This is a genomic window from Pseudomonas sp. IzPS59 (genome assembly GCF_014863505.1).
GTDB lineage: Bacteria > Pseudomonadota > Gammaproteobacteria > Pseudomonadales > Pseudomonadaceae > Aquipseudomonas > Aquipseudomonas kribbensis.
Map to the genome: position 1 here is coordinate 4,142,538 of NZ_CP062251.1, position 25,358 is coordinate 4,167,895.

Annotated in this window: 18 protein-coding genes; 7 read left to right on the forward strand and 11 right to left on the reverse strand. The window is 63.5% G+C overall.

The window, feature by feature from the left end; genetic code table 11:
- Positions 1–26: 26 nt before the first annotated feature.
- A complete protein-coding gene (locus IF189_RS18545) occupies positions 27–467 on the forward strand; it encodes a CBS domain-containing protein (protein WP_085712511.1) in 441 nt (146 codons plus the stop codon).
- On the opposite strand, the gene IF189_RS18550 is transcribed toward IF189_RS18545, so the two are convergent.
- Both IF189_RS18550 and IF189_RS18555 read right to left on the reverse strand, forming a co-directional pair.
- Positions 468–1,091 carry a glutathione S-transferase N-terminal domain-containing protein gene (locus tag IF189_RS18550; protein WP_134827459.1) on the reverse strand — a complete coding sequence of 208 codons (624 nt, stop codon included), beginning with the start codon at positions 1,089–1,091 and terminating at the stop codon, positions 468–470.
- Positions 1,092–1,179: 88 nt separating this feature from the next.
- Positions 1,180–2,268 (reverse strand): DUF1615 domain-containing protein, encoded by a 1,089-nt coding sequence (locus IF189_RS18555; protein WP_192552042.1) that lies wholly within the window; start codon positions 2,266–2,268, stop codon positions 1,180–1,182.
- Between the two features lie 184 nt (positions 2,269–2,452).
- Here IF189_RS18555 and IF189_RS18560 point away from each other — a divergent pair, with 184 nt between their 5' ends.
- Positions 2,453–3,988, forward strand: coding sequence for an FAD-dependent oxidoreductase (locus IF189_RS18560; protein WP_134827461.1), 1,536 nt, complete (start codon positions 2,453–2,455; stop codon positions 3,986–3,988).
- 4 nt (positions 3,989–3,992) lie between these two features.
- On the opposite strand, the gene hemB is transcribed toward IF189_RS18560, so the two are convergent.
- Both hemB and IF189_RS18570 read right to left on the reverse strand, forming a co-directional pair.
- The gene (gene hemB / locus IF189_RS18565; protein ID WP_102622587.1) at positions 3,993–4,967 is read right to left on the reverse strand and encodes a porphobilinogen synthase; all 975 of its coding nucleotides are present in this window, start codon (positions 4,965–4,967) and stop codon (positions 3,993–3,995) included.
- A 144-nt stretch (positions 4,968–5,111) separates the two neighbouring features.
- On the reverse strand, positions 5,112–5,810 hold the full coding sequence (locus tag IF189_RS18570; RefSeq protein WP_085712517.1) for a glutathione S-transferase family protein: 699 nt from the start codon (positions 5,808–5,810) through the stop codon (positions 5,112–5,114).
- Positions 5,811–6,105: 295 nt separating this feature from the next.
- Between IF189_RS18570 and IF189_RS18575 the strand changes: the two genes are divergently transcribed.
- The gene (locus tag IF189_RS18575) at positions 6,106–6,780 is read left to right on the forward strand and encodes a histidine phosphatase family protein (protein ID WP_134827463.1); all 675 of its coding nucleotides are present in this window, start codon (positions 6,106–6,108) and stop codon (positions 6,778–6,780) included.
- A gap of 138 nt (positions 6,781–6,918) precedes the next feature.
- On the opposite strand, the gene mnmH is transcribed toward IF189_RS18575, so the two are convergent.
- From mnmH to IF189_RS18590, 3 genes are all read right to left on the reverse strand, one after another.
- A complete protein-coding gene (mnmH, locus tag IF189_RS18580; RefSeq protein WP_134827464.1) occupies positions 6,919–8,022 on the reverse strand; it encodes a tRNA 2-selenouridine(34) synthase MnmH in 1,104 nt (367 codons plus the stop codon).
- Positions 8,022–9,056: a selenide, water dikinase SelD gene (selD, locus tag IF189_RS18585; protein WP_134827465.1), complete on the reverse strand. Its 1,035-nt coding sequence runs from the start codon at positions 9,054–9,056 to the stop codon at positions 8,022–8,024. Before selD ends, mnmH begins: the two co-directional genes overlap by 1 nt.
- A 98-nt stretch (positions 9,057–9,154) precedes the next feature.
- Positions 9,155–19,675: an autotransporter-associated beta strand repeat-containing protein gene (locus tag IF189_RS18590; RefSeq protein ID WP_192552043.1), complete on the reverse strand. Its 10,521-nt coding sequence runs from the start codon at positions 19,673–19,675 to the stop codon at positions 9,155–9,157.
- Between the two features lie 408 nt (positions 19,676–20,083).
- On the opposite strand from IF189_RS18590, the gene IF189_RS18595 reads away from it, so the two are divergent.
- Positions 20,084–21,043, forward strand: coding sequence for a nucleoside-specific channel-forming protein Tsx (locus IF189_RS18595; protein ID WP_192552044.1), 960 nt, complete (start codon positions 20,084–20,086; stop codon positions 21,041–21,043).
- A 14-nt stretch (positions 21,044–21,057) separates the two neighbouring features.
- Positions 21,058–22,080 (forward strand): purine-nucleoside phosphorylase, encoded by a 1,023-nt coding sequence (locus tag IF189_RS18600; protein ID WP_192552045.1) that lies wholly within the window; start codon positions 21,058–21,060, stop codon positions 22,078–22,080.
- A 3-nt stretch (positions 22,081–22,083) separates the two neighbouring features.
- Here IF189_RS18600 and IF189_RS18605 read toward each other — a convergent pair whose 3' ends face one another.
- The 3 genes from IF189_RS18605 to IF189_RS18615 all read right to left on the reverse strand — a co-directional run bounded on the left by IF189_RS18605 (position 22,084) and on the right by IF189_RS18615 (position 24,122).
- A complete protein-coding gene (locus IF189_RS18605; protein ID WP_134827469.1) occupies positions 22,084–23,040 on the reverse strand; it encodes a quinone oxidoreductase family protein in 957 nt (318 codons plus the stop codon).
- Positions 23,041–23,070: 30 nt separating this feature from the next.
- Complete coding sequence (locus tag IF189_RS18610) at positions 23,071–23,244, reverse strand: DUF1427 family protein (protein ID WP_192552046.1); 174 nt, start codon at positions 23,242–23,244, stop codon at positions 23,071–23,073.
- Between the two features lie 89 nt (positions 23,245–23,333).
- Positions 23,334–24,122 carry an AraC family transcriptional regulator gene (locus IF189_RS18615; protein WP_192552047.1) on the reverse strand — a complete coding sequence of 263 codons (789 nt, stop codon included), beginning with the start codon at positions 24,120–24,122 and terminating at the stop codon, positions 23,334–23,336.
- A 137-nt stretch (positions 24,123–24,259) separates the two neighbouring features.
- On the opposite strand from IF189_RS18615, the gene IF189_RS18620 reads away from it, so the two are divergent.
- Complete coding sequence (locus tag IF189_RS18620) at positions 24,260–24,487, forward strand: DUF6555 family protein (protein ID WP_064597962.1); 228 nt, start codon at positions 24,260–24,262, stop codon at positions 24,485–24,487.
- Positions 24,488–24,525: 38 nt separating this feature from the next.
- Positions 24,526–24,798 carry a hypothetical protein gene (locus IF189_RS18625; RefSeq protein WP_192552048.1) on the forward strand — a complete coding sequence of 91 codons (273 nt, stop codon included), beginning with the start codon at positions 24,526–24,528 and terminating at the stop codon, positions 24,796–24,798.
- Positions 24,799–24,821: 23 nt separating this feature from the next.
- Here the strand turns inward: IF189_RS18625 and IF189_RS18630 are convergent, their stop codons facing one another.
- Positions 24,822–24,989: a metallothionein gene (locus tag IF189_RS18630; RefSeq protein ID WP_085686659.1), complete on the reverse strand. Its 168-nt coding sequence runs from the start codon at positions 24,987–24,989 to the stop codon at positions 24,822–24,824.
- Positions 24,990–25,358: the final 369 nt, after the last annotated feature.

Genomic DNA, 25,358 nt, shown 5'->3' on the forward strand with positions numbered 1-25,358 from the left:
ACAACGACAACACCTGAGTAACCGCCATGAAAACCGTCGCCCAGCTGCTCAAGCTCAAAGATCAGAAAAATCAGGAAGTGCACCAGATCAAGCCCGATCACATGGTGCTCGAAGCGCTGATGAAGATGGCCGAGAAAAACGTCGGCGCCTTGCTCGTGGTGGAAGACGAAAAAGTGGTGGGCATCATCAGCGAGCGCGATTACGCGCGCAAACTGGTGCTGCATGGGCGCTCGTCGGTAGGCACGCCGGTACGAGACATCATGGTGGCGAACGTGATCACGGTGGACACCCACCAGACCGTCGACACCTGCCTGAGCATCATGTCCGACAAGCGCCTGCGTCACTTGCCGGTGGTGGAAAACGGCAAGCTGCTGGGCCTGCTGTCGATCGGTGACCTGGTCAAGGAAGCGATTGCCGAACAGGCCGAACTGATCAAACAGCTGGAGCAGTACATTCGCGGGGAATGATCAACCGGGCCAATGCCTTGCAAAGACCGGCGCCAGCACCGGGTGCCGGTCGATGCGTTGCAGCCACGCATAAAACCCCGGCCGGGCCTGGCGCAGGTGTTCGCGGGTGCCGGCCCAGCGCGTGACCACGGCCGCCAACACATCCAGCGCCCCCGGTGTTTCATCGTCCAGGTACAGCTCGGCGGAAAACTGGTCGGCGAACACTTCCCACATCCAGTGCAATCGCTCCCGGGCGCCGGCCATCAGGTTCTGCCGCGATGCTTCGTCCGGCATCACCAGCCAGCGCTCGGGGTAGTCGATGACGCCGATGGCTCCGTAGCAATTGCTGACGATGTACACCAGGCCGCGAATGGCCTGGTCACGGTCAGCGGTATCGACCGGCAGCAGGCCTGACTTGGGAAAGCTCAGCCCCAGGTGAATCAGGATCGCCGCGCTTTCGGTCAGAGCGCTGCCATCGGGCAATTGCAGGGTCGGAATCTGTTTGAGCGGATTGAGCCTGGCCAGCTCCTGTGCCGCTTCGGCGCTGGCTTCGGTGTCGATGAAGCGATAAGCGATCTGGCACAGTTCGAGCGCGGCCTCGATGGCCGCCGCCCCTGAATTCCTGTGACCGTAAAGTTGATACATGTTCCCCCCTCTAAATAGCGACTCCCCGTCTGCCCTGGAGTGTAGAAGGCGCGGCGGATATCGCCGCCGCGAGCCGATGACTGAATCGTCAATCCCGGGCCATGCAGCGCCGATAACGCTCATCGACCCGCTTGGCAAACCACGCGGTGGTCAGTTTGCGGGTGATCTTCGGGCTTTGCAGGACAATCCCCGGCAGCACCGCCCGGGGCAATGATTTGCCTTCTGCCTTGTCCGCCAGTTCGAAGACCCGTTGATACAGTTCGGTCTCCTCGAATCCCAGGGTGTTGCCCTTCTCCAGTTGCTCGCGGATCACCGGATTGCGCATGCCCAATGATTTGCCGAGTCGGCGCACCGCCAGTTCGGTGGTGCCCGGCATGATCGAGTCATAGCGAATCAGGTCGCCATCCAGCGCCAGCGGCACACCCGACACGCGACTGACCGCATTCTGAAACGCCGCGTTGCGACTGGCGTACCACCCGGCATTGAAGTCGGCAAAACGGTACAACGGTTCGCGATAACTCACCGGATACCCCAGCAAATGGGCGATGCCGAAGTACATGCCGCCTCGGCGGGTGAACACTTCGTGGCGAATCGTGCCGTTCACCGGATACGGATAACCCTTGGCGTGCTGCTCGGCGAATTCGATGCTGACCTGCATCGGGCCGGCGGTGTGCACCGGGTTGAAGCCGCCAAACAGCGTGCGCCCCATCGGCACCATGCCGATGAAGTCATCGAAAATGGCGCTCAGGTCTTTCTCGGTACGTGCTGCACTCAGGCGCTCGCTGTAGCTCTTGCCGTTGGGCGAGCGCACCTGCAAGGCGCCGCTGACCAACAGGCTCGGGATGTGCACTTTGGCGGCGCGCCGGTCGATCTCGTCGCGGGCGATCTTGCCCAGGCCGGGTACTGGCGGGTCGACCTGAAAGGTGGACTCCTGCTCGGCGACGGCCAGCACCGAACACAGGTTTTGCGTGGTCGGGCTGATGCCCTGGGCGGCGAACGCGGTGTAGATGTCCGTGGCCCAGCCCTGGCGGTCGGCGGCTTTCGCCGGCAGCAGGCGCACGATCTGCGCCTTGACCTCGGCCGGCGGGCGCGGGGCCGGTTCATGGCTGCGCTGCCCGGCGCAACCGGCCAGCACCAGCAGCGCGGCGAGGCTGAGAAATATTCGAGGGCTTTGCATAACGCTCCATAAAATCCGTTGAGCCGGGTTTACCCTACGCCCAATCCCGGGTTGCAGGATAGGACTGCGGGCCGGCGACGCTGTTCCATCACCCCGTTTGGCAGGCCGACTGGCCGCCCTCGCCCGCTGATCCATACTTGCTGCTGCACACTCAGTGGCAAAGGGCATGCGAGGAGGACAGACCATGAACCGCAGTGACGTTCTGATCATCGGCGCAGGCCCCACCGGACTGGTACTGGCCCTGTGGCTGAGCAAACTGGGCGTGCGCGTGCGCATCCTCGACAAGACCTCCGGCCCCGGCACGACCTCGCGAGCGCTGGCGGTGCAGGCGCGAACGCTTGAGCTGTACCGGCAACTGGACCTCGCCGAAGCCGTGGTGCGCAATGGGCATCGGGTGGCGGCGGCAAATTTCTGGGTCAAGGGCAAATCCGTGGCGCAACTGCCGCTCAACCGCATCGGCGAAGGCCTGACGCCTTACGCCTTTCTGGAAATCTACCCGCAGGACGAACACGAACGACTGCTGATCGACCGCCTCGAAGACTACGACGTGACGGTCGAGCGCAACACGACGCTGGAGAGTTTCACGGAAAACGGCGACGGCCTCACCGCGCATTTGCGCCTGCCGGATGGCGAGCAGGAGATCTGCCAGGCCTGTTACCTGGCCGGTTGTGACGGCGCCCGTTCGGTCGTGCGCAAAACCCTCGATACCGGTTTCCCCGGTGGCACCTATCAGCAGATTTTTTATGTCGCCGACGTCAAGGCCAGCGGCCCGGCGCTCAACGGCGAACTGCATCTGGATCTGGATGAGGCGGACTTTCTGGCAGTGTTCCCGCTGGCCGGCGAAGGTCGCGCGCGACTGATCGGCACCGTGCGCGACGAACGTGCGGATCGTGCCGAAACCCTGGAATTCTCCGACGTCAGCAGCCGCGCCATCGAACACTTGAACGTGCACATCGAAGACGTCAACTGGTTCTCCACTTACCGCGTGCATCATCGGGTGGCGGATCACTTTCGCAAGGGCCGGGCGTTTCTGCTTGGCGACGCGGCCCACGTGCACAGCCCCGCCGGCGGTCAAGGCATGAACACCGGCATCGGCGATGCCATCAACCTGGCCTGGAAGCTCGCGGCGGTGCTCGGCGGCGCAGCCACGCCAAAGCTGCTCGACAGCTACGAAACCGAGCGCATCGCCTTCGCCCGACGGCTGGTCTCGACCACTGACAAAGTCTTCAGTTTTGTGACTGCGGAAGGTCGCATGGCCGATCTGTTGCGCACACGGCTGGCACCGTTCGTAATCCCGAAAATGGCCTCATTCGAGACCAGCCGCGAATTCCTGTTTCGCACGGTGTCGCAAATTACCGTCAACTATCGGGGCATGGCATTGAGCGAAGGCGTGGCCGGGCACGTCCACGGCGGCGACCGTTTACCGTGGGCCCATGATGGCGAGGGGGACAATTACGAACCGTTGCGCAACCCGTGCTGGCAGGTGCATGTGTACGGCGACACCAGCGACGAGATGATCGCCTGGTGCAATGAGCATCACTTGCCGCTGCACGTGTTCGACTGGCGCCCGGCGTTTGAAACGGCAGGACTGGGGCGCAACGGCTTTTACCTGCTGCGCCCGGATACTTACGTGGCGATTGCCGACAACAGCGCGGATCCGAAGGTGATCGAACGGTATTTCCGTGATCATGGGATCCGGCCGTTTTTCAGTTGTCCCTGAAGGATCAGATCCCGGCCAAGGCCAGGTCCATCGCAAAATAGGTGAAGATCAGATCCGCACCGGCGCGTTTGATCGCGCCGAGGCTTTCGCGCACCACGCGGTCTTCGTCGATGGCCCCGGCCTGGGCGCCGAACTTGATCATCGCGTACTCACCGCTGACCTGATACGCCGACAGCGGCAGGTTCGAGGCTTCGCGGATGTCGCGGATGATGTCGAGGTACGCGCCGGCCGGTTTGACCATCAGCGCATCGGCACCTTCCTGCTCGTCGAGCAATGATTCGCGCAGGGCTTCGCGGCGGTTCATCGGGTTCATCTGATAGCTTTTGCGGTCGCCCTTCAGCGCGCTGCCACCGGCCTCGCGGAACGGGCCGTAGAGCGCCGAGGCGAATTTGGTCGAGTAGGCCATGATCGGAATCTGCGTGAAGCCGGCATCGTCCAGTGCCCGGCGAATCGCCCGCACCTGGCCGTCCATTGCCGCCGACGGCGCGATCACGTCGGCACCGGCGCGGGCGGCAGCCACGGCTTGCTTGCCGAGGTTGATCAGGGTCTGGTCGTTGTCGACTTCATGGTTGTGCATCACGCCGCAATGGCCGTGGTCGGTGTACTCGCAGAAGCAGGTGTCGGACATCACGATCATTTCCGGCACGGCGTCCTTGGCGATCCGCGACATGCGCGAGACCAGACCGTTTTCACGCCAGGTGTCGCTGCCGTTGGCGTCCAGGTGATGGGACACGCCGAAGGTCATCACCGACTTGATCCCGGCACGGGCGTAACGCTCGATCTCGCCGGCCAGTTTGCGCTCCGGAATGCGCATCACGCCGGGCATGCTCTTGATCGGCACGAAGTCGTCGATCTCTTCTTCGACGAAGATCGGCAGCACCAGATCGTTGAGCGAAAACTCGGTTTCCTGGAACAGGCTGCGCAGGCTCGCATTGCGGCGCAGACGGCGTGGACGTGCTTCGGGGAACTGACTGGACATGGGGCCTTTCCTGAAAAACGGGCAGATGAGACGAAAGTCGTAGGGGGCGAAGCTTATGCCTTGCGGGGGACGGGGTACAAACCTGGATCAATCAACAGTGCATTACCGGGCGCGCAATAATGTGCGCACCCGGCTCACATCGGCTTATGAAGGGATGGTCAAACCGCGCACCACCGCCGGCCGTGCCAGAAAACGCTCCAGCACCCGGGTGACGTTCGGGAAGTCCTTGATGCCGACCAGATCGCCCGCCTCGTAGAACCCGATCAGGTTGCGCACCCACGGGAACGTGGCGATGTCGGCGATGGTGTAGCGCTCGCCCATGATCCAGTCGCGCCCTTCGAGGCGGGTGTTGAGGACGCTGAGCAGGCGTTTGCTTTCGTCGACGTAGCGGTCGCGGGGACGTTTGTCCTCGTAATCCTTGCCGGCGAATTTGTTGAAGAAGCCGAGCTGGCCGAACATCGGGCCGATGCCGCCCATCTGGAACATCAGCCACTGAATGGTTTCATAACGCAGTGCGCCTTCCTGGGCCAGCAACTGGCCGCTTTTGTCGGCGAGGTAAATCAGGATCGCGCCGGACTCGAACAAGGGCAGCGGTTTGTCCTCCGGACCGTGAGGATCGAGGATCGCCGGGATCTTGTTGTTCGGGTTCAGCGACAGGAATTCCGGGGACATCTGATCGTTGGTGTCGAAGCCCACGCGGTGCGGCTCGTAGGGTAGACCGATCTCTTCGAGCATGATCGAGACCTTGACGCCGTTGGGGGTCGGCAGGGAATAGAGCTGAATCCAGTCAGGGTACTGCGCCGGCCATTTCTGGGTGATCGGGAACGCGGACAGATCGGTCATATGTAGCATCCAGTCACAAAATGAAAGGCCTGAGCATAATCCACGTTTTCCGCGCTGGCTCGGGTTCTTTTTGTCCCGGCCTGCGGACTTACTTAAATCCGCAACATCCTGTCGCTAACCTGCCCTTCAGCCGCACAGCGACGCCTTTAAAGTGTGCCGCGCCAGACGGATCGAACCAAAGGCCTTCAGAGGGCTCCAAGGAAACCATTCAAGACAGGGAAAACACCCGGCCCCGGCAGCCTGCGGTGCAGAGGTTTGTCAGCCTTAACCGAACAGACTGAAGACCCTTTATTTCATGACGAACTTGATGAAAGTCGCCAGACGCTTCAAACATCGCGCCTACGTTGCCCTGCCCTCGCTGCTGGCGATGAGCGCGCTGTTCCTGTCCCTCGAATCCAGCGAAAGCCGCGCGCAACCGGTGGACGGCACCCAGACCCTGATCTTTCTGCGTCACGGGGAAAAACCTGCCGGCGGCCTCGGCCAGCTCAACTGCCAGGGCCTGAACCGCGCCATCGAACTGTCGACCCTGCTACCGGAAAAATTCGGCAAGGCCGACTATGTGTTCGCCGCCAACCCGACGCGCAATGTCGAGGAAGGCGAGCTGGACAACTCCTACAGCTACATTCGCCCGCTGATGACCATCAGCCCCGCCGCCATCAAGCTCGGCCTGCCGGTGAACATCGAGTTCTCGGCCAATGACACCAGCGACCTGGCCCGGGAACTGATCGCCGACAAGTACCACAACTCGATCATCTACACCGCGTGGTCACACGGTTACCTGCCGGAGCTGATCAACAAGGTCGCCGGCAAGGCAGTGGGCGAAAAGCAGACCATCACCGAAGACTGGGAATCCGGCGACTATGACTCGCTGTACGTGCTGACCCTGACCTGGCACAACGGCAAGGCCAGCCTGCAGAGCCACAGCTACAAGCAAGGGCTGGACAACGGCAAGGTCACTTGCCCGACCTGAGTTTTGTACTGCCTGATCTACCCCTTTCGCGGGCAAGCCCGCTCCCAGATTCGATCTTGTGCCGAACTCAAATGACGGGTTCAGCTGATTTCCGGTGTGGGAGCGGGCTTACCCGCGAAAAGGCCGCTGAATACAGCATCAAGCTTTCTGATTCAGGCGATCATGCAGATACTCAAGGACCGCTTTCTGCTCCCCGGCAAACTCGATCCGCGCACCCTTCTTCTCGCGCTGGAACACATACATCGGGTCGTAATATTCGCGCAGCAAACCTTCGATCCAGCCCCGGTGCAAGTCCACCGAACCGCTGCGCCCCTGCTCGGCCAGCGCGTCTTCCATCAACAGCAGCATCCGCCGGTGGCGTTCGCCGCCCAGACGTTTCTGCACATTGTTCAGGCTCTCGAGCAAGCGTTCGGAGAACAGCTCGAAACCCTGCTCGCCATGCACCGTCGAAAACTCGGCCGACAGGTCCACCACGTAATCACGCAGGATGCGCTGCACCCGATCCTCGAAGCTGTCTTCCAGCCAGACCATCGGGTAGTGCTGCATGCCCTGATACAACGGCAGCGGCAGCGCGCAACTGCCCACCACCCGGCTTTCGTCTTCGAGGACGAACTGGTCGATTCCGGCGTCGCGTTTCTTGAGGAGGTCGATGGCCAGGCGGTTTTCGAAGTCGATGTTCGATGGCTGGCCGGTGGCGCGCTTGCCGAAGCTGGAGCCGCGATGGTTGGCGTGGCCTTCCAGATCCAGGCCGTTGCGCAATTGCACCAGCAGTTCGGTCTTGCCGGTGCCGGTCATGCCGCCCAGCAGCACGAAATCACATTGGGTCACCGCTTGTTCAAGGGTGTCGATCAGGAAGTTGCGCAGCGCCTTGTAGCCGCCACCGATGCGGGGATAGTCGATCCCGGCTTCGCTCTTGAGCCATTGCTGGGTGATCTGCGAGCGCAGGCCACCGCGAAAGCAATAGAGATATCCGTCGGGATGGGCCCGGGCGAATTCGGCCCAGGCCTCGATGCGTTCGGCCTTCACCGCACCGGACACCAGATGGTGGCCCAGTTCGATGGCGACCTGCTGGCCGTGCTGTTTGTAGCAGGTGCCGACCTTTTGCCGTTCGAGGTCATTCATCAGCGGCAGGTTGACCGCCCCAGGGAACGCGCCCTTGTGAAACTCGACCGGTGCGCGGGCATCCATCAGCGGCCGGTCGTTGAGGAAAATGTCGCGGTAATCGGTGCAGTCGCGGAGCATCAAACCACCTCGACTGCGTGGGTCTGTCGCTCGACCAGTTCGCCGATCGGCGCCAGGTTCAGGCCCAGCTCTGCGGCCACCGCGAGGAATTCGGCGTTGCCTTCCGGGGTCACGGCCAACAGCAGGCCGCCGCTGGTCTGCGGATCGCACAGCACCCGCTTGTGCAGTTCCTGCACACGTCCGAGCTTGCTTGAATAGCTGTCGAAATTGCGCAAGGTGCCGCCGGGTACACAGCCCTGATCGAGGTAGTACTCGACGCTGTCCAGACGCGGCACGCGGTCATAGGCGATGCGCGCGGTGAGGTGGCTGCCATCGGCCATTTCCACCAGATGCCCGAGCAGGCCGAAACCGGTGACGTCGGTCATCGCGGTAACCCCGGACAACTTGCCGAAACGGCTGCCGGGCTTGTTCAGCGTGCACATCCAGTCCCGGGCCACGCCGATGTCGGCGTTACGCAGCTTGCCCTTCTTTTCCGCGGTGGTGAGGATGCCGATGCCCAGCGGTTTGGTCAGGTACAGCAGGCATCCGGCGGTGGCGGTGTCGTTGCGCTTCATGAAACGCTTTTCCACCAGACCGGTGACGGCCAGGCCGAAGATCGGTTCCGGCGCATCGATCGAATGGCCGCCGGCCAACGGAATACCCGCCGCGTCGCACACCGCGCGACCACCGCGAATCACTTCTCGCGCCACTTCCGGCGCCAGCACATTGACCGGCCAGCCGAGGATGGCAATGGCCATCAACGGGTCACCGCCCATGGCGTAGATATCGCTGATGGCGTTGGTCGCCGCGATGCGGCCGAAGTCGAACGGGTCATCGACGATCGGCATAAAGAAATCGGTGGTCGACACCACACCGCGTTCGGCATCGATTTCATACACCGCCGCGTCATCACGCGAGGCGTTGCCGACCCACAGTTTCGGGTCGAGGTTCTGCGCGCCGCTGCCGGCAAGGATCACTTCCAGCACCTGCGGCGAAATCTTGCAGCCGCAACCGGCACCGTGGCTGTATTGGGTCAGACGGATGGGTTCGCTCATGGGGCAACCTCTGGCTGGGAATGGGGCGGATTCTAGCAGAGGGGATTGCCGAGCAAAAAAAACCGCCCTTTCGGGCGGTCAAAGTGCTTCGACCACGATCAGAAGCTTTGGCTGAAGCTGATGGTCATTGCGCTGTCGTTGTTGTCGCTGGACACCTGGCCCGAATAGCCGATGCCGAGCTTGCCGGTCGGGCTGATCTGGAAGTCCACGCCGGCTTCGAGCAGCGCACTGTCCTTGGCGATCGGCACGCCCTGGGTGCTGAACGACGCGCCGCCGTCGATGAAGGTCAGGTCGGCATCCGGCTTGGTGTCGCCGTAGGCATGCCGCCAGCCGATGGCTGCGCGCGGGGTCAGTTGACTGCCGTTGGCCAGGGTCACCAGCTTGCCGATGCGCACACCGAGGGTCGAGTAGGTGATGTCCTGATCGGCATCGCCCTTCAGGCGCCCCACCCCGCCTTTTTCCTTGGCGGTGTCGCTGTCGTAGTTGACGTAAGCCAGGCCGGCGAACGGTTCGATGGCCACGCCGGCCGCATTGATGGCGTAACCCACTTCACCGAACACCTGGGCACTGCGGGCGTCGTAGTCGGCCTTCAGACGGTCGTTGTAGGCACCGACGCTGACGTCGCGTTTGGTCTCGATGCTGTGCCAGCTGTAAGCCGCGCCGAGGCGCACGGCCAGTGCATCGAACTGCGAACTCAGGTATGCCGCCAGGTGGTAGCTGTCGACCTTGGCATCGGAGTTGCGATCGTGGGCGTTGAGGTTGCCACGGGTGTAGCCCGCTGCCATCCCGGCGCGCCATTGATCGTCGAGTTGCTTGTCGGTGCCGAGCATGAAACCGCCGAGGCTGCGATCGACTTTCGCCGTGTTGCTGTCGCCGCCCATGTCGCCCCAGGCGCCGATGGCACGGGCCCAGCCGACCATTTCACCGTGGCAACCGTTGCTGCTCAACTGGGTGTCGCTCGGTGCCAGCGTGCGGCGTGGATCGTCCGATGCGCTGCAAGTCGGTTGACGCATCCGGTCATTGACCGCTTCACGCACGAAGCGTGAATCCTCCAAAACCGCGCTCGCGGTGCTGGCATGGATTTCCCCCGACAGACTGTCGAAGGCGTGACGCGCACCGGCCACGCTGAGGTTGACGATTTCGTTCTGCAACGCAGCACCCGCCGGACCGTTGCGCATCAACGCCGAAGCGGTGTTGCGCTGGTTGCGGGTGGCGGCGACGTCGGCGAACGAATTGCCGTTGCGGCTGACCACCAGGTTCACCGCGTCAGGGCTGTACACCAGCGCCGTGTCGAGGAACGCGTATTGCGGCAGATCGGCGGCGCTGAACGTGCCATTCACGCCACCGCCGGCGGTGATCAGCGAGTACACGGTGTTGCCAGTGAACGGCGCCAGGCTGTTCACTTGCAGGCCACCGCCCAGGGTTGCCGTGCCGCCGACGGCCAGAGGCGTAGCGGTTGGCGAACTGACGGTCAGGGCCAGCACACCGTCCGGGGCGTTGGTCAGGTTGCCCGCCACACTCAAGGTGCCGTCACCGCCACCGGAGGCCACCACACCGTGGTTGACCACCGAACCGACGCTGCCGTTACCGCTCAGGGCCGCGCCGTTGGCGACGGTCACTTGCCCGCCCAAGGAAGCCCGGGCTGCCCGGCTGCCGACTTGCAGAACACCCTGATCCACCGACACGGTGCCGCTGAACGGTTGATCGCCGGTCAACAGCAACCGCGCCACGCCACGTTTGGACAGTGCGCCGACGCCACTCAGACGACCGTTCAACTTCCCGTCGGTGTCCTGTTGGAACACCAGCGAAGCGTTGTCGATGATGTTGCCTTGCAGGCTGGTGGTGTTACCGATCAGCGTACCGCCGCTGACGGTGGTGCCACCGCTGTAGGTGTTGGCTGCGGTGAGAATCAGGGTGCCGGAGTCGAGTTTCTCGATCCCGCCAGTGCCAATCAGCGGCACATTGATTTGCGTGGTGGCACCGGCATTGACGCGGATCGGCGCCGGGGTGCCGCCAGGGCCGTTGACCGGGGTCAGCGTGTCACCGGCATCCGGTACCAGGCTGTAGCCGTTGACGAGGAATTGCAGCCCCGTGAAGTTCTGATTGCCCTGCACGGTGACCGTCCCGCCCTGCCCGCCGAACACTGCGAACTGGCCATTGGAGCCCAGCGCCTGAGTGCCGGTCGGGTCGGTCCAGTTGGTGCTCGGGCCCCACACGCCACTGCCGCCGCCGATGCTGCCGTCCGGATTGGTCTTGCCGCCGTTCCAGAACTGCACTTCGCCCGGCGTGTTCTGTACCAACAGGTTGACCTGATTAGCCAGCGCGGTTTGCAGGGTCAGATTGGCCGCCGAAACCGGCAGGCTACCGTAGACCAGACCGTTGTCGGTCAGCGTGCCGCCGTAGCTGAACAGTTGATACACACCAGTGCCGAAGCCGCCGGCGTTAGTGATGTTCAGCGTACCGTCGAGGGTCAGGTTGCCGGCGACATTGACCACGGTGGTGGAACTGGTGGCCGAGCCGAGGGTGAAGTCCAGATTGGTCCCCGAAGACAACGCCAGGGATCCGACCGACAACGGCGTCGCGCTGCCGCCACCCAGCAGGGTCGCACCGCTGGCCAGTTGCACGGTTCCACCGAGTTGCCCCCCGCCGCCGAGCTTCGCGCCGCTGGCGACATCGACGCTGGCACTGTTGAACACGCCATTGACGTTCAGCGTACCGGCCTGAACCGAGGTGTTGCCGGTGAAGGTGTTGTTGCCGGTCAGCAGCAAGGCGCCGGTGCCGGTTTTGTTCAGGATGCCGGCGCCGGTCAGATTGCCGGTGTAGCTGCCGTCGCTGTTCTGCTCGAAGGTCAGCGTCGCGTTGTTGACGATGGCGCCTTGCAGGCTGCTGGTATCACCACGGGTGCTGCCGCCGTTCAGTGTGGTGCCGCCGCTGTAGGTGTTGGCGCCACTGAGTACCAGGTCGCCGCTGCCGTTTTTCACCAGACTGCCGCTGCCGGTGATCGCACCGATCAGCGTGGTGTTCTGGTTGCCGGCCAGGGTCAGTTGCGCGCCGAGGTTGATGGCATTGGCCAGTTGCAGCGCCGAGGTGCTGTCGAGAGTACCGTTACCCGACACACTCAGTGCACCGCTGCTGATCGCGCTGTTGTTGCCCAGAACCAGCGTACCGCCGGCGAGCTGGGTACCGCCGCTGTAAGAGTTGCTGCCGTTGAGGGTCAGGCTCGAAGGTCCGGTCTTGATCAGGCTGCCGCTGCCGCTGACCACGCCGCCGAGGGTCAACGCGTTGGAGCCGGCGACGGTGAGTCCGCCATTGAGCACCACATCGTTGGCCAGGCTGACGGCCGTGTTGCTGTCCAGCGCCGTGCCGTTGGCGGCGGTCAATACGCCAGTGCCGAGGGCGGCGTTGTTGCCGACCACAATCTTGCCGCCGTTGAGCGCGGTGCCGCCGGTGTAGCCGTTGGCGGCGTTGAGCACCAGGGTGCCGGTGTCGTATTTGCCCAGTGTGCCGGCGCCGTTGAGCGCGACGCCAATGGTCGCCGTAGCGTTCGGATCGACCCGCACGGTGGCATTGCCCAGCGAACCGTTGACCAGATTCAGCGAACCCGCCGTACCGTTCTGCAGGCTGTAGCCGTCGGTGACGAACTGCATGCCGGTGATGGTTTGCGCGCCGTTGACGGTCACGGTGCCCGCCGCACCCTGGAACACCGCGAAGCTGTTGGTCCAGGCCTGGTTGGTGGTGCCGTTGACATCGGTCCAGTTGGTGGTCCCGCTGCCCCAGGTGCCAGTGCCGCCATCCACCGAACCGTTGGCGACGAGTTGGTTGCCGTCCCAGAACTGCACGGTGACGCCCGGTGCGGTGACCAGCAGGTTGATCTGGTTGGCCAGCGCGGTTTGCAGTGTCAGGTCGCCCGGGGTGACGCTGCCCGGCACGGTGCCGATCAGCATGCCGTTGTCGGTCAGGCCGCCGGTGTAGTTGATCAACCGATATACACCGCTGCCGAAACCGCCGATGTCGCTGACGTTGAGGGTGCCGTCGAGGGTCAGGTTCCCGCCGACGTTGACCAGCGCGTTACCACCACCGGACACCGGTGCGCCAAGGCCGACGTCGAAGTTTGAGTTGGCGTTGAACACCAGCGAGTTCACCGACAAGGTGCTGCCGGTGGCGCCGGCCAGATGACCGCCATCTGCCACGGTCACCGCCCCGCCGAGCGAGCCGCCGCCGGTCAGGGTGCCGCCGCTGTTGACCAGTACGCTGGCGCTGTCCAGCGAGCCACTGACGTTCAAGGTGCCGGCGTTGACCGTGGTGTTGCCGGTCAGGCTGTTGAGGCCGGTCAGGGTCAGCGTTCCGGTGCCGAGTTTGCTCAGTTCGCCGGTGCCGGTGAGCACGCCGTCGAAAATGCTGCTGGCGTTGTTGCCACCGATGCTCAGGGTGTTGCCGCCGCCGATCAACGCTGTACCGCTACCGGTCAGGCTGGCGAGACTGCCGGAGCCGCCGAGGTTCAACGTCGCCGCAGCGCCGAGATTGACCCCGGCGTTGCTGCCCAGTGCCGAGTTGCCCAGGGTGGTCAGGCTGCCGGACTGCACATCGAAGGTGCCGCTGAAGGTGTTGTTGCCGGTCAGCGTCAGGTCGGCCAGACCGTTCTTGGTCAGGGTGCCGGCCCCGGCGATCACGCCACCGAGGGTCAGGTTGTTGTTGCCCGCCACGCTGAGGTTGGCATTGACGTTGACATTGTTGGCCAGTACCAGCGGCGCCGTGGTGTCGAGGGTCGATGCGCCCGCCACGGTCACCGCGCCGGAGCCCAGGCCCGCCGAGGTGCCGAGGGTCACGGTGCCGGCATTCAGCGTGGTGCCGCCGCTGTAGGTGTTGATGCCATTGAGGGTCAGGTTGGAAGCGCCGTTCTTGATCAATCCACCAGTGCCGCTGACTACGCCGCTAATGGCTACGTCGCTGTTGCCGGTGTTGGTCAGGTTGGCGTTGAGCACCACGTTGTTGCCCAGCGACACCGAGGTGTTGCTATCCAGCGCCGAGGCACCGGCCACGGTCAGGTTGCCCAGACCGAGGGCGCCGTTGCTGCCGGCGGTCAGGGTGCCGGCATTGAGAGTGACGCCACCGAGGAAGTTGTTGGCCCCGCTCAGGATCAGGTTGGCCGCGCCGTTCTTGGTCAGGCTGCCGGCGCCGTTGATGGCTCCGCTGAGGGTCAGATCGTTGCTGCCGACGATAGCGAGGTTGCCCGCCAGGTTGATCGCGTTGGCCGCGCTGAAGGCGCCGCTGGCATCGAGAGTCGTGCCGTTGGCCGCGTTCAGGGTGGCCGAGCCCAGCGCGCTGTTCGACGCCAGAATCAGACCGCCCGCGTTCAGTGCCACCGGCCCGAGGAAGGCGTTGTTGCCGCCGAGGGTCAGGCTGGCCGTACCATTCTTGATCAAGCCGCCGGTGCCGGAAATGACACCGTTGAGGGTCAGCGCATTGCTGCCGAGCACGGTGAGGTTACCGTTCAACGTGGTCGCGTTGGCCAGGGTCACGGCGGTGTTGCTGTCGAGTTGCGTGCCGGCATTGGCGATTAGCGCGCCGGTGCCCAGTGCGGTGTTGCTGCCGACGACCAGGGTGCCGCCGTCCAGTTGGGTGCCGCCGGTGTAGCTGTTGGCGCCGTTGAGTACCAGGGTGCCGGCGTCGAGTTTGTTAAGAATGCCGCTACCGTCGATGTTCACACCGACCGTGGCGGTCACGCCCGGATCGACCCGCATCGCCGTGGTGCCACCGCTGCCGTTGACGGCGGTCAGCAGACCCGACGTGCCGTTGACCACGTTGTAGCCATCGGTGAGGAATTGCATCCCGGTGAACAGTTGCGTGCCGTTGACCGACACCGTGCCCGCCGTACCCTGGAACACCGCGAAGTCGCCGGCCCAGGTCTGGTTCAGCGTGCCGTTGGAATTGGTCCAGTTGGTGCCGCCGGCATCCCAGGTGCCCGTGCCGCCATCCACCGTGCCGTTGGGGATTGTCTGGCTGCCGTCCCAGAAACGCAGGTTGGTGTTCGGCGCCGACACCACCAGGTTGACCTGGTTACCGAGGGTCTGCACGAGGATGTCGCCGAGGCCGTAACCCACCGGCACGCCGGCCACGGTCAGGCCGTTGTCGGTCAGTGCACCGATGTAGTTGAACAGGCGATAGACACCGACACCGAAGCCGCCGGCATCGGTGACGTTCAGATTACCGTCGAGGGTCAGGTTGCCGCCGATGTTCATCAGCGAGCTGGTCGATGGTGTGGCGAGGCTCGCGTCGACATTACTGTTGGCCGTAAGGATCAGCGACGAGGTGGACAAGGTATTGCCCGAGGACAACGCCAGATGACCGCCGCTGTTGATGGTGATGAAACCCAGCGCCGAACCGGTACCTGTGAGCGTGGCGCCGTTGTTGATGTTGAGCTGGGTGCTGGCCAGCGATCCGGTGAGATTCAGCGTACCGGCGTTGACGTTTGTATTGCCGGTAATGCCGCTGCTGCCGGTGAGGTTCAGCGTCCCGGTGCCGACTTTGGTCAGGGCGCCGCTGCCACCGAGGTCGCCGTCGAAGGTGCTGGTGCTGTTCACGCCGCCCACGGTCAGGGTGTTGCCGCCGGCGATCTGCACACTGCCACTGCCACTCAGCCCGTTGAGGCTGGCGCTGCTGTTGAGATAGAGATTGGCACCGGCGCTAATGTTGGCGCCGGAGGTGTTGCCCAGCGCCCCGCTGCTCACGGTGGTGACGCTGCCGGAGGCGATGTTCAGCGCACCGGTGAAGGTGTTGTTGCCGCTGAGCGTCAGGTCGCCGAAGCCGTCCTTGGTCAGGCTGCCGGCGCCATCGATCACGCCGCTGAGGTTCAGGGTGTTGCTGCCGGCCAGGGTCAGGCCGGCGTTGAGGGTGATGTTGTTGCCGATGCTCATGCCGGCGCTGGTATCCAGCGTCGAAGCGCCACCGACGGTCAGGCCGCCACTGCCCAACGCAGCGGCCGAGCCCAGTGTCAGCGTACCGGCGTTGAGGGTGCTGCCGCCGCTGTAGGTGTTGGTGCCGTTGACGGTCAGGTTGGCCGCGCCGTTCTTGATCAACTGGCCGGCGCCGCTGATCACACCGCCGAGGGTCAGGTCCTGGGTGCCGCCGACGCTCAGCGCCGCATTCAGCACGACCGCGTTGGCCAGGCTGACCAGCGGCGAACTGCTGTCGAGGGTTGCTGCGCCACCGACGGTCAAGGCGCCAGTGCCGAGGGCCGAGCTGTTGCCGGCGGTCACCGTACCGGCGTTCAGCGTGGTGCCGCCGACATAGGTATTGGTGCCATTGAGGTTCAGATTGGCCGCGCCGTTTTTCACCAGGCTACCGGCTCCGGCGACGGTACCGGTGAGGGTAAGGTCTGCGCTGCCGCCGACGTTCATCGCACCGGCCAGGTTGACCTGGTTGCCCAGCGTAACAGCCGTATTGGTGTCCAGCGTGGTGCCCGCCGCGGCGTTCAATGCGCCGCTGCCGAGCGCGGTATTGCTGCCGACAATCAGCTTGCCGACGTTGAGTGCGGTGTTGCCGAAGTAAGTGTTGGCGCCGTTGAGAATCAGGTCGGCGGGGCCGCTTTTGGTCAGGCCGCCGACACCGGAGACCACACCCGCGAGGGTCAGCGCGTTGCTGCCGCCGATGGTCACGTTGCCGCCGAGGTTGACGTTGTTGGCCAGACTGGTCGCGGTGCTGGCGTCCAGCGTGGTGTTGTTGCCGGCGTTGAGCACGCCAGTGCCGAGCGCCGTGTTGGAGCCGACGATCAGTGTGCCGGCGTTCAGCGACGTAGAACCGGTGTAGGTGTTGTTGCCGGTCAGGGTCAGGGTCGAGGAGCCGGTCTTGATCAGGTTACTGCCGCCGCTGATCACGCCGCCGAGGGTCAGCGGGTTGGCGCCACCGGCGGTGAGGTTGGAGTTCAGCGCAATGGCGTTGTTCAGCGTCACGTTGGCGCTGCTGTTGAGCGTTGCACCCGCACCGCCCACGGTCAGCGTGCCGGTGCCGAGTGCCGCGCCGTTGCCGACGGTCAGGCTGCCGGCGTTGAGTGCGGTGCCACCGGTGAAGGTGTTGGCGCCGTTGAGGGTCAGGTTGGCGGTGCCGTTCTTGATCAGTTGACTGGCGCCACTGAGCACGCCGCCCAGGATCAAGCCGTTGCTGCCAGCGATGGACAGGTTGCCATTGAGGGCGACGTTGTTGTTGAGGATGACCGAGGTGTTGCTGTCGAGTGTCGCAGCATTGGCGACGGTCAGGGCGCCGCTGCCCAGTGAGGCGGCGTTGCCGACGGTCAGGGTGCCGGCGTTCAGCGTGGTGCCGCCGCTGAAGGTGTTGGCGCCGTTGAGAATCAGGTTGGCCGCGCCGTTCTTGGTCAGCCCACCGCTGCCGCTGACCACGCCGCCAAGGGTAAGGTTGGCGTTACCGGCAATGTTCAGATTGCCGCCGAGGGCGACCGCATTGCTTAGCGCCACGGTGGTGCTGGCATCGAGGGTGGTGCCTGCCGCCGTGGTCAGTGCGCCGGTCCCGAGTGCAGTGTTGGAGCCGACGATCAGCGTCCCGTTATTCAGCGCCGTACCGCCGGAGAAGGTGTTGTTGCCGCTGAGGGTCAGGTTCGCGGTGCCGCCCTTGATCAGGCTGCCGGCGCCGCTGATGACGCCGCTCAAGCCAAGCGCCTGAGTGCCACCGATGGTCAGCCCGCCCGCCAGCGCCACAGCGTTGGCCAGGGTTACCGCCGTGGTCGCATCCAGCGTTGTTCCGGCCGCTGCGTTCAATGCGCCTGTGCCGAGGGCGGTGTTGCTGCCGACGAACAAGGTGCCGCCGTTGAGCGCGGTGGTGCCGCTGTTGGTGTTGTTGCCGGTCAGGGTCAGGCTGGCGCTGCCGCTCTTGGTGATCGCGCCGGTGCCGGAGACGATGCCGGCCAAAGTCAGGGCATTGCTGCCGAGCACGTTCAACGCACCGGTGATGCCGACGTTGTTGGCCAGGGTCACGTTGCCGGTACTGTCGAGGCTGGTGCCGTTGCTGGTGTTGAGCACCCCGGTGCCCAGGGCGTTGTTGTTGCCTACGCGCAGGGTGCCGGCGCTGAGGCTGGTGATCCCGGTGTAGGTGTTGATGCCGTTGAGGGTCAGGCTGCCGCTGCCGGTTTTGGTCAGGTTGGCGGCGCCGCTGATCACCCCGCCCAGGGTCAGCGCGCCGGTGCCGGTTGCGGTCAGGGTGCTGTTGAGCGTGATCGCGTTGGCCAGCGAAATCGGCGCCGTCGCCGAGATGCTCGAAGAGCCGCCGACGGTGATGCCACCGGTACTGAACGCCTGGTTGTTGCCCACCAGCACCACACCGCCGTTGAGCACGGTGTTGCCGGTGTAAGTGTTGATGCCGTTGAGGTTGATCTGGCCGCTGCCGATCTTGGTCAGGCCACCTGTACCGGAGATCACACCGTTGAGGGTCATGCCGTTGATGCCCTGCAGGGTCAGGCCACTGGCGCCCAGATTGATCTGGTTGGCCAGGGTCAAACCGGCGTTGCTGGCCTGAAGGATCCCGCCGTTGGACGTCAGCACACCGCTGCCGAACGCGCCGTTGTCGTTGAACTGTGCGACACCGCCATTGAGGGTGGTCGCACCGCTGACCAACGGACCCTGCAAGGTCCAGGTGCCGCTGTTGAGGGTCAGGTTGTTGAAGTTGACATAGACCGCGCTGGACGCCGTGCCGGTCCCGGTGGTGCCACCGCCGAGGCCGATCGGGTTTTGCAGGATCAGTGTGTTGGTACCGGCTGCGCCGCCGTCAATCGTGCCAGTCGGGGCGAAGGTCAGATTGACGCCGATCAGACCACCAAGGCCCACGGAGACTTGCACACCGTCACCGACGTTAACGCTCGAACCGGTGATCGCGTAGAAGGTGTTGGTGCTGCCCGCCCCCATCGACAAACCGCCGGTGATGTTACCGGCGTTGGTGAAGGTGTTGCCCGCCACTGACGTTTCGAACGCCATCCGCCCGTTGATCGTGCCGCTGGCGCTGTTGGTCATATTGACCTGCGAACCGCCATACACCCCGACCACCGGCGTATCGGCCAGGGTGATTCCGCCGACCGACAATCCGGTGGAGGTGATGGTGCCGTCGTTGGTGATGGTCGTCGTGCCCGACACCGAGTTGTTCACGGCAATCCCCAGACCGTCGATGCTGGTCAGGTTGAGGCCGAGCAACATGCCGGTGCCGCGAATGATCCCGGTGGTGTTGTTGGCGATGCTCACCGTGCTGGTCGCGCCGGTGCCGATGAACGCGCCGCCACTGAGAATCGACACCAGGCCGAGCAACGCCGGGTCGAGGGTGCCGGAGTTGTTCAGGTTGATGTTGGCCCCGGTCAGGTTGATCACCTTGCCGCCCAGCGTCGCGTTCATCTGCGCGCCGTTGGTGACGTTGACCGTCACGCCGCTGCTGGCGCTGCTGTAGTCATTGAGAAACAGCGGCAGCGTCGGAACACCCGAACAGGTGATCGTGGAGCCCGCGGCCGAGCAGGTGGCGAACGCCTGCTCGCTGGCCCCGCCGAACAGAAGTCCGGCGACGCTCAGGTGCACTGCAAGGGAAAGTGGGGAAAAGCGCGAAACGAGGGCGACACCAAACCTTGCTTCCACGGGTTACTCCTTTCGTGGCCAATTTCATCCTTGAAGGCGTGCGACGGCGGCAAGATTCAACACGCGTATCAAGCGTATGACGGTCATCAGATAAACCGTCTATTCCAGACACACGCTAGTTGATGCCCTGCGATGGGGCATTGATTAAATAGTGTTAATACTTTTGTGCGATAAGGCGCTGCGGTGATACTTCCAGCCGTTCTGAACAAGGTTTTGAGGTGCTTGATACGGGCCAGGCCTGCACCTGACCGAGGTGCCAGATAAACCACCGAATTGATCGATTTTTCAGGGCATTGCGAAAACTGGTACGGCTTGTGCAAACGTTTGCGAGTCGCTGTTGACCGCATTTTCGTAACAAAACCGTACAGCCCCGAAAAACCGGGCCCTGATCCGCAAAAAGGACTTTGAATGCACGCTTCTTCCTGCCGCCGCCGTCGTGGTGCGCGACCATTTGCTGTTTCCCTGCTACTGGCCGGCGTTACCGGAGTTCTCAGCCACACGGCGCTGGCGCAACCTGCCTTGCCCGAAGAATCCGCCCAGGGCGAAGCCCTCAGCCCCGAAGCCAGCCCGCCGAAAAAAGGCGCGTACCTGTCGGACTGGTATAACCAGGACCTGATGCTGATCGGCAGCAAGGACATCAGCTTCGGCCCGCAACCGGCGGACGATATCTACCTGGAATACGAATACTTCGGGCGCAAGGGCCCGTTCGAGCTGTACGGCTACATCGACATTCCGAAGATCTTCAACATCGGCAACAGCCACGACAAAGGCGTGTGGGATCACGGCTCGCCGGTGTTCATGGAGCACGAACCGCGCATCTCCATCGACTACCTCGCCGGCCGCAGCCTGGCCATCGGGCCGTTCAAGGAATGGTACGTGGCGTTCGACTGGATCTACGACCACGGCAGCCGCAAGGAAAACCGCGCCAACACGCTGTACAGCGGTCTGGGGACCGACATTGACACCCACTCGCGGGTCAACCTGTCGGCCAACCTGTACGGGCGCTACCAGTGGGAAAACTACGGCGCCAGCAATGAATATTCGTGGGACGGCTACCGTGCGCAGCTCAAGTACATCGTGCCGATCGACAAATTCAGCAACGGTGCCTCGCTGACCTACATTGGCTTCACCAACTTCGATTTCGGCTCGGACCTGCACAAGGACAACCCCGCGCGCACCGCCAATGCCACGGTGGCGACCAACGTCTTGCTGTACTCGTTCACCCACCTGCGTTTCACCCTGGTGGGTCGTTACTTCCACAACGGCGGCAACTGGGAGGACGGCAGCGAGCTGAACTTCGGCGACGGCAACTTCCGCGCACGTTCCAACGGCTGGGGTTACTACGCCGGCATCGGTTATCAGTTCTGAATCCAGGAGCCATCATGAAAGCAATGACGCGTGTATCACTGGCCGCTGCGGCCCTGCTCTCCTCCACCGCCTGGGCGGCCGAGGCACCGATTCAACCGAAAGTGGTGCTGATCACCATGTTCGCCCCGGAGGCGCAAAACTGGATCGAGCGCCTCGAACTCAAACAGGAAATCCGCGTGCCGGGCCTGTCGGCCGAGTACCCGACCATCCGCTGCAACACACAGCAGGTGTGCCTGATGACCACCGGCATGGGCCAGACCAACGCAGCCGCCTCGACCCTGGCACTGGCGCTGTCACCGAAATTCGACCTGCGCAAAAGCTACTTCCTGATCGCCGGGATTGCCGGCATCAGCCCGAAACACGGGACCATCGGCACCGCTGCCTGGGCGCATTATCTGGTGGAGTTCGGCACCCAGTGGGAACTGGATTCACGCGATGCGCCGTCGAGCTGGCCGACCGGTTACCTCGGCATCAACACCAAAGGCCCGAACGAAAAGCCGCCGCTGGACTACAAGACCGAGGTCTTCGAACTCAACCCGAAACTGCAGGCCAAGGCCTTCGCCCTGAGCCACAAGGTCGAACTGAGCGAGAGCAAGGAATCGGCCGCGTGGCGCCAGAAATACCCGGCAGCACCGGCCAATCAGCCACCGGTGGTCACCCGCTGCGACACGCTGGCAGGCAACACCTGGTTCTCCGGCACGCGCCTGAGCGAACGCGCCGAGGTCTGGACCAAATTGCTGACCGACAACAAGGGTGAATACTGCACCACCCAACAGGAAGACAACTCCACCTACGAGGCTTTGCTGCGTGCCAGCCGCGAGGGCCTGGTGGACGTGCAGCGCCTGGCCGTGGTGCGCGCCGGCTCCGACTTCGACCGCCCGGCGCCGGGCGGCAGCGAAGTGGACAACCTGCTCAAGTACGCCGACCAGGGCGGATTTGTGCCGGCATTGGAAAACCTCTACCGCACGGGGAATCCGCTGGTGCAGGACATCCTCAAGCACTGGTCGGCGTGGGAGAACGGCGTGCCGGACGCATAAGCATCAAGGCATCAGGATGACCTTGTCGCCGCTGCCCTGATTGACATCGGCATAGCGCGCCAGCCCTTCGGCCAACGGTGCTTCGACCAGTCCTTGCGGCAGTGGCAGCAGGTCTTCGTCGAAGAACCGGCCGAACTGCTCGAGCATTGCCGCACAGGCTTCAACGCCGTACAGCAACGAGTTGATGCCGACCACGGAGCCACCCTTGCGATACAGGGCCAGCGCCGGCAGTTGTACATAGCCGTCCACCGGCGCAGCGATGATCGCAATGCGTCCGAACGGTGCCAGCGCCGGCACCGAGGCCGGCAGCCAGAACCCGGTGGTGTCGAAGATCACGTCGGCGCCGCCGCGGTATACCGCATTGACCTGCGCGCCGAGCTCTTCAGGCTTGTCCAGCTGAATCGTCTGATAACCCTGCGCCTGCAAGTCCTTGACCTGCTCCGGCCGCCGCGCCGCCGCCAGCAACTGCGCGCCACGCACTTTGGCCAGCGCCAAGGCTGCCGTCGCCACCGCCCCGCCGCCGATCACCAGCAAACGGGTTTCTGCATTCACCAGACTGCGCTCCAGCGCATCCCACGCCGTGGTGTAAGGCACGCCGAGGCTGGCGGCCTGGGTGAAACTCAGGTGCGAAGGTTTGTGCGCCACGCCATTGGCCGGCAGTTTGACGAACTGCGCATGGGAGCCATCGGCAAAAAAGCCCAGCTCGCGCCCGGTGCCCCAGACTTCCTGGCCGATCAACGCCCGCGGCCCTTCGACCACCACCCCGGCAAAGTCCCGACCGGGAATGCGCGGCAGCGTGGTGTACGGGAAACGCCCGAGCACGTTTTTCACATCGCTGGGATTGAGGCCTGCCGCCTTGATCTGCACCAGCACCTCATCGGCCCCCGGCACCGGCGTCGGCACCTCGACGAAGCGCAGGGAAGACAGGTCGCCGGTTTTATCGAATTGCAGTGCTTTCATGAGTTCATCCACCGAATGAAAAAAGGAAATTCAGGACAACCAGCCGCTGACCAGTTGCCGGCCCAGCGGCCACAACTGCTCACCCGCCAGCATGCCCAACAGGCCGACCCGCGCGATGGCCGGCGGTGCCGGGGAACGGAAATCCAGCGCGCCATACAACAGGCCGACGCCCAGACCGATGCCCAGGGAAATCAGGTAGTTCATGGGATCACTCCGCCACATAAAGGGAATGGGCAAAGTCTAGGGAAGGCTGTGCGAAAGCACCGGCCAAGGACTTCTGAATTTCGGCCAAATCAGCCTGAAAGCTGCCCGACACCGAACTGCGAAGGCGCCACGCCCAGCTCACGACGGAACATGTCGCTGAAACTGCTCGGCGAATAACCCAGCTCCCGGGCAATCGCGCTGACCGGCACGCCCTGAATCAACTCGGCCACTGCCGTCGCCAGTTGCACCTGCCGCCGCCATTCGGCGAAGCCCATGCCCAGACCTTCCTTGAACAACCGCGCCAACGTTCGCACGCTGGCCCCGGCGTTTTCGGCATGTTGCTCGAAAGGAATCTCCAGCGATGGCGCGGCCATCACCGCCTGACACAGACTCATCAGCCGCCGGTCGGCGTCGTCCGGCAACGGGATCTTCAACTGTGAACGCCTTGCGCGTTTCAGCTCCAGCAGCGCCAGCCCGACCAGCGCTTCGTAATATTCGGCATCGCCGCTGTCACCCTGCTCCACCAGCCCGACGATCAGCTCGCGCAGCAAACCACCGACCTCGATCACCTGCACCGTCTGATCCAGCGTCGCCGCCAGCGCCGGGCGCAGGTAGATATTGCGCATCTGCAAATCCGACACCACGCGAATCCCGTGGGGCACTCCCGGCGGCAACCACACCGCCCGTTGCGGCGGCACCACCAGCGCCTCGTGCGGGGTTTCGACCCACATCACCCCGCTCATCGCATACAGCAACTGCCCCCAGACATGCTCGTGCGGTTCGATAAACAACCCACGCGGATAGGTACGCGCCAGCGGCTGCACCGGCACATCGGTATCACTCAGATCGGGGGGCGCGGCAAGGGCCATGGCGAACATTCATCAGAGTTGGCGAAGGCGTCATGGTAACCAGTGCACCCGGTCAATCGCCATTGATAGATACCGTCGGACAATCCGAGTGAATTTTCCCGGTGCGCAGCGATCCTTCTATTACCACAGGGAGGAAGAACGGCTTTATGAACAACGCAAAACTGTACGTCATCGATTACACCCTTCACGGCACGCCAAAGTCGTTCATTATCCGTTCGGACAAAATGGACAACACCGAGGCGTGGCACTGGGCAAGCTGCGACGCCGGGGTGGGCCGCATCCCGCGCTTCGGCCGGGAAAAAGTGCAAAAGACCAGCAAGCCGATGGCAGAAAAATTCGGCGTGGAAAATGTCACCTGGCGACCGGCAAGCTAAGCTTGCGCGCAGGCGGGGACACTTTCGGGGGAACACACATGACAACCATCAGCAGCCCGGCGCATCTGGACTACAGCCTGGACACCGCAACCGGCCGGGTCACCCGAAGCATCGACTGCCCGGTTGGCCTGGAACCCGTCGAAAACGATCCCTACTGCTTCGCCCTGCGCGCCCCGGCCCCACAACCGGAAGACCTAGAACGAGCCACAACCGTCGACGTCCGGGTCGAAGGCCGACGCCTGCAAGGCACCGTCCGCCACACCGAACGCCTGGACGACGACAGCCTGAAACTGCAAGTGGAGCCTGACTAGGCTCCACTTTTTCATGCAGCCCGTTATTTCGGGTGCGCGCAATGGCAACCCTTGCCAGAGCACTCTTCACCACCCTTGTGGTGATGAGCGCAGGCCTCACAGCAATAGTGCTTGCCGTGCGCCACGTAAGAATGCTCGCCTTCCTTGATCTTGCAGCTACATCCCGGGCAATCGCATTTTCTGTCGGCCATGAAACAGACTCCTTTGGTAGTGGTTGTCTGAGGCTGAAGGAACAAGCCGTGCTACCAGTGTAGAAGCTGAAAAGCACTCAACAACCAAACCACTCACCACTCACCACGATGAGCGTTAGCTCGAGTACCGCTTTTGATCGCGAGGCCCGTCGGCAGGCTGAGTGGAGGGATTGATCCGGGGGTGGGAGCGCAGCGACCGTGCGGCGCAGCGACCGTGCGGCGCAGCCGCATGCATCGAGAGGAGGTGCAGCGAAGCAAACCGTAGGCGATGCCCCCGGATCGATCCCGGAGCGAAGGAACCCGAGCCACAGCGAGGGCCGTACGTCAGGGCCTAAGACCTTTGGTTACTTTGGGGCGTTTGCCAAAGTG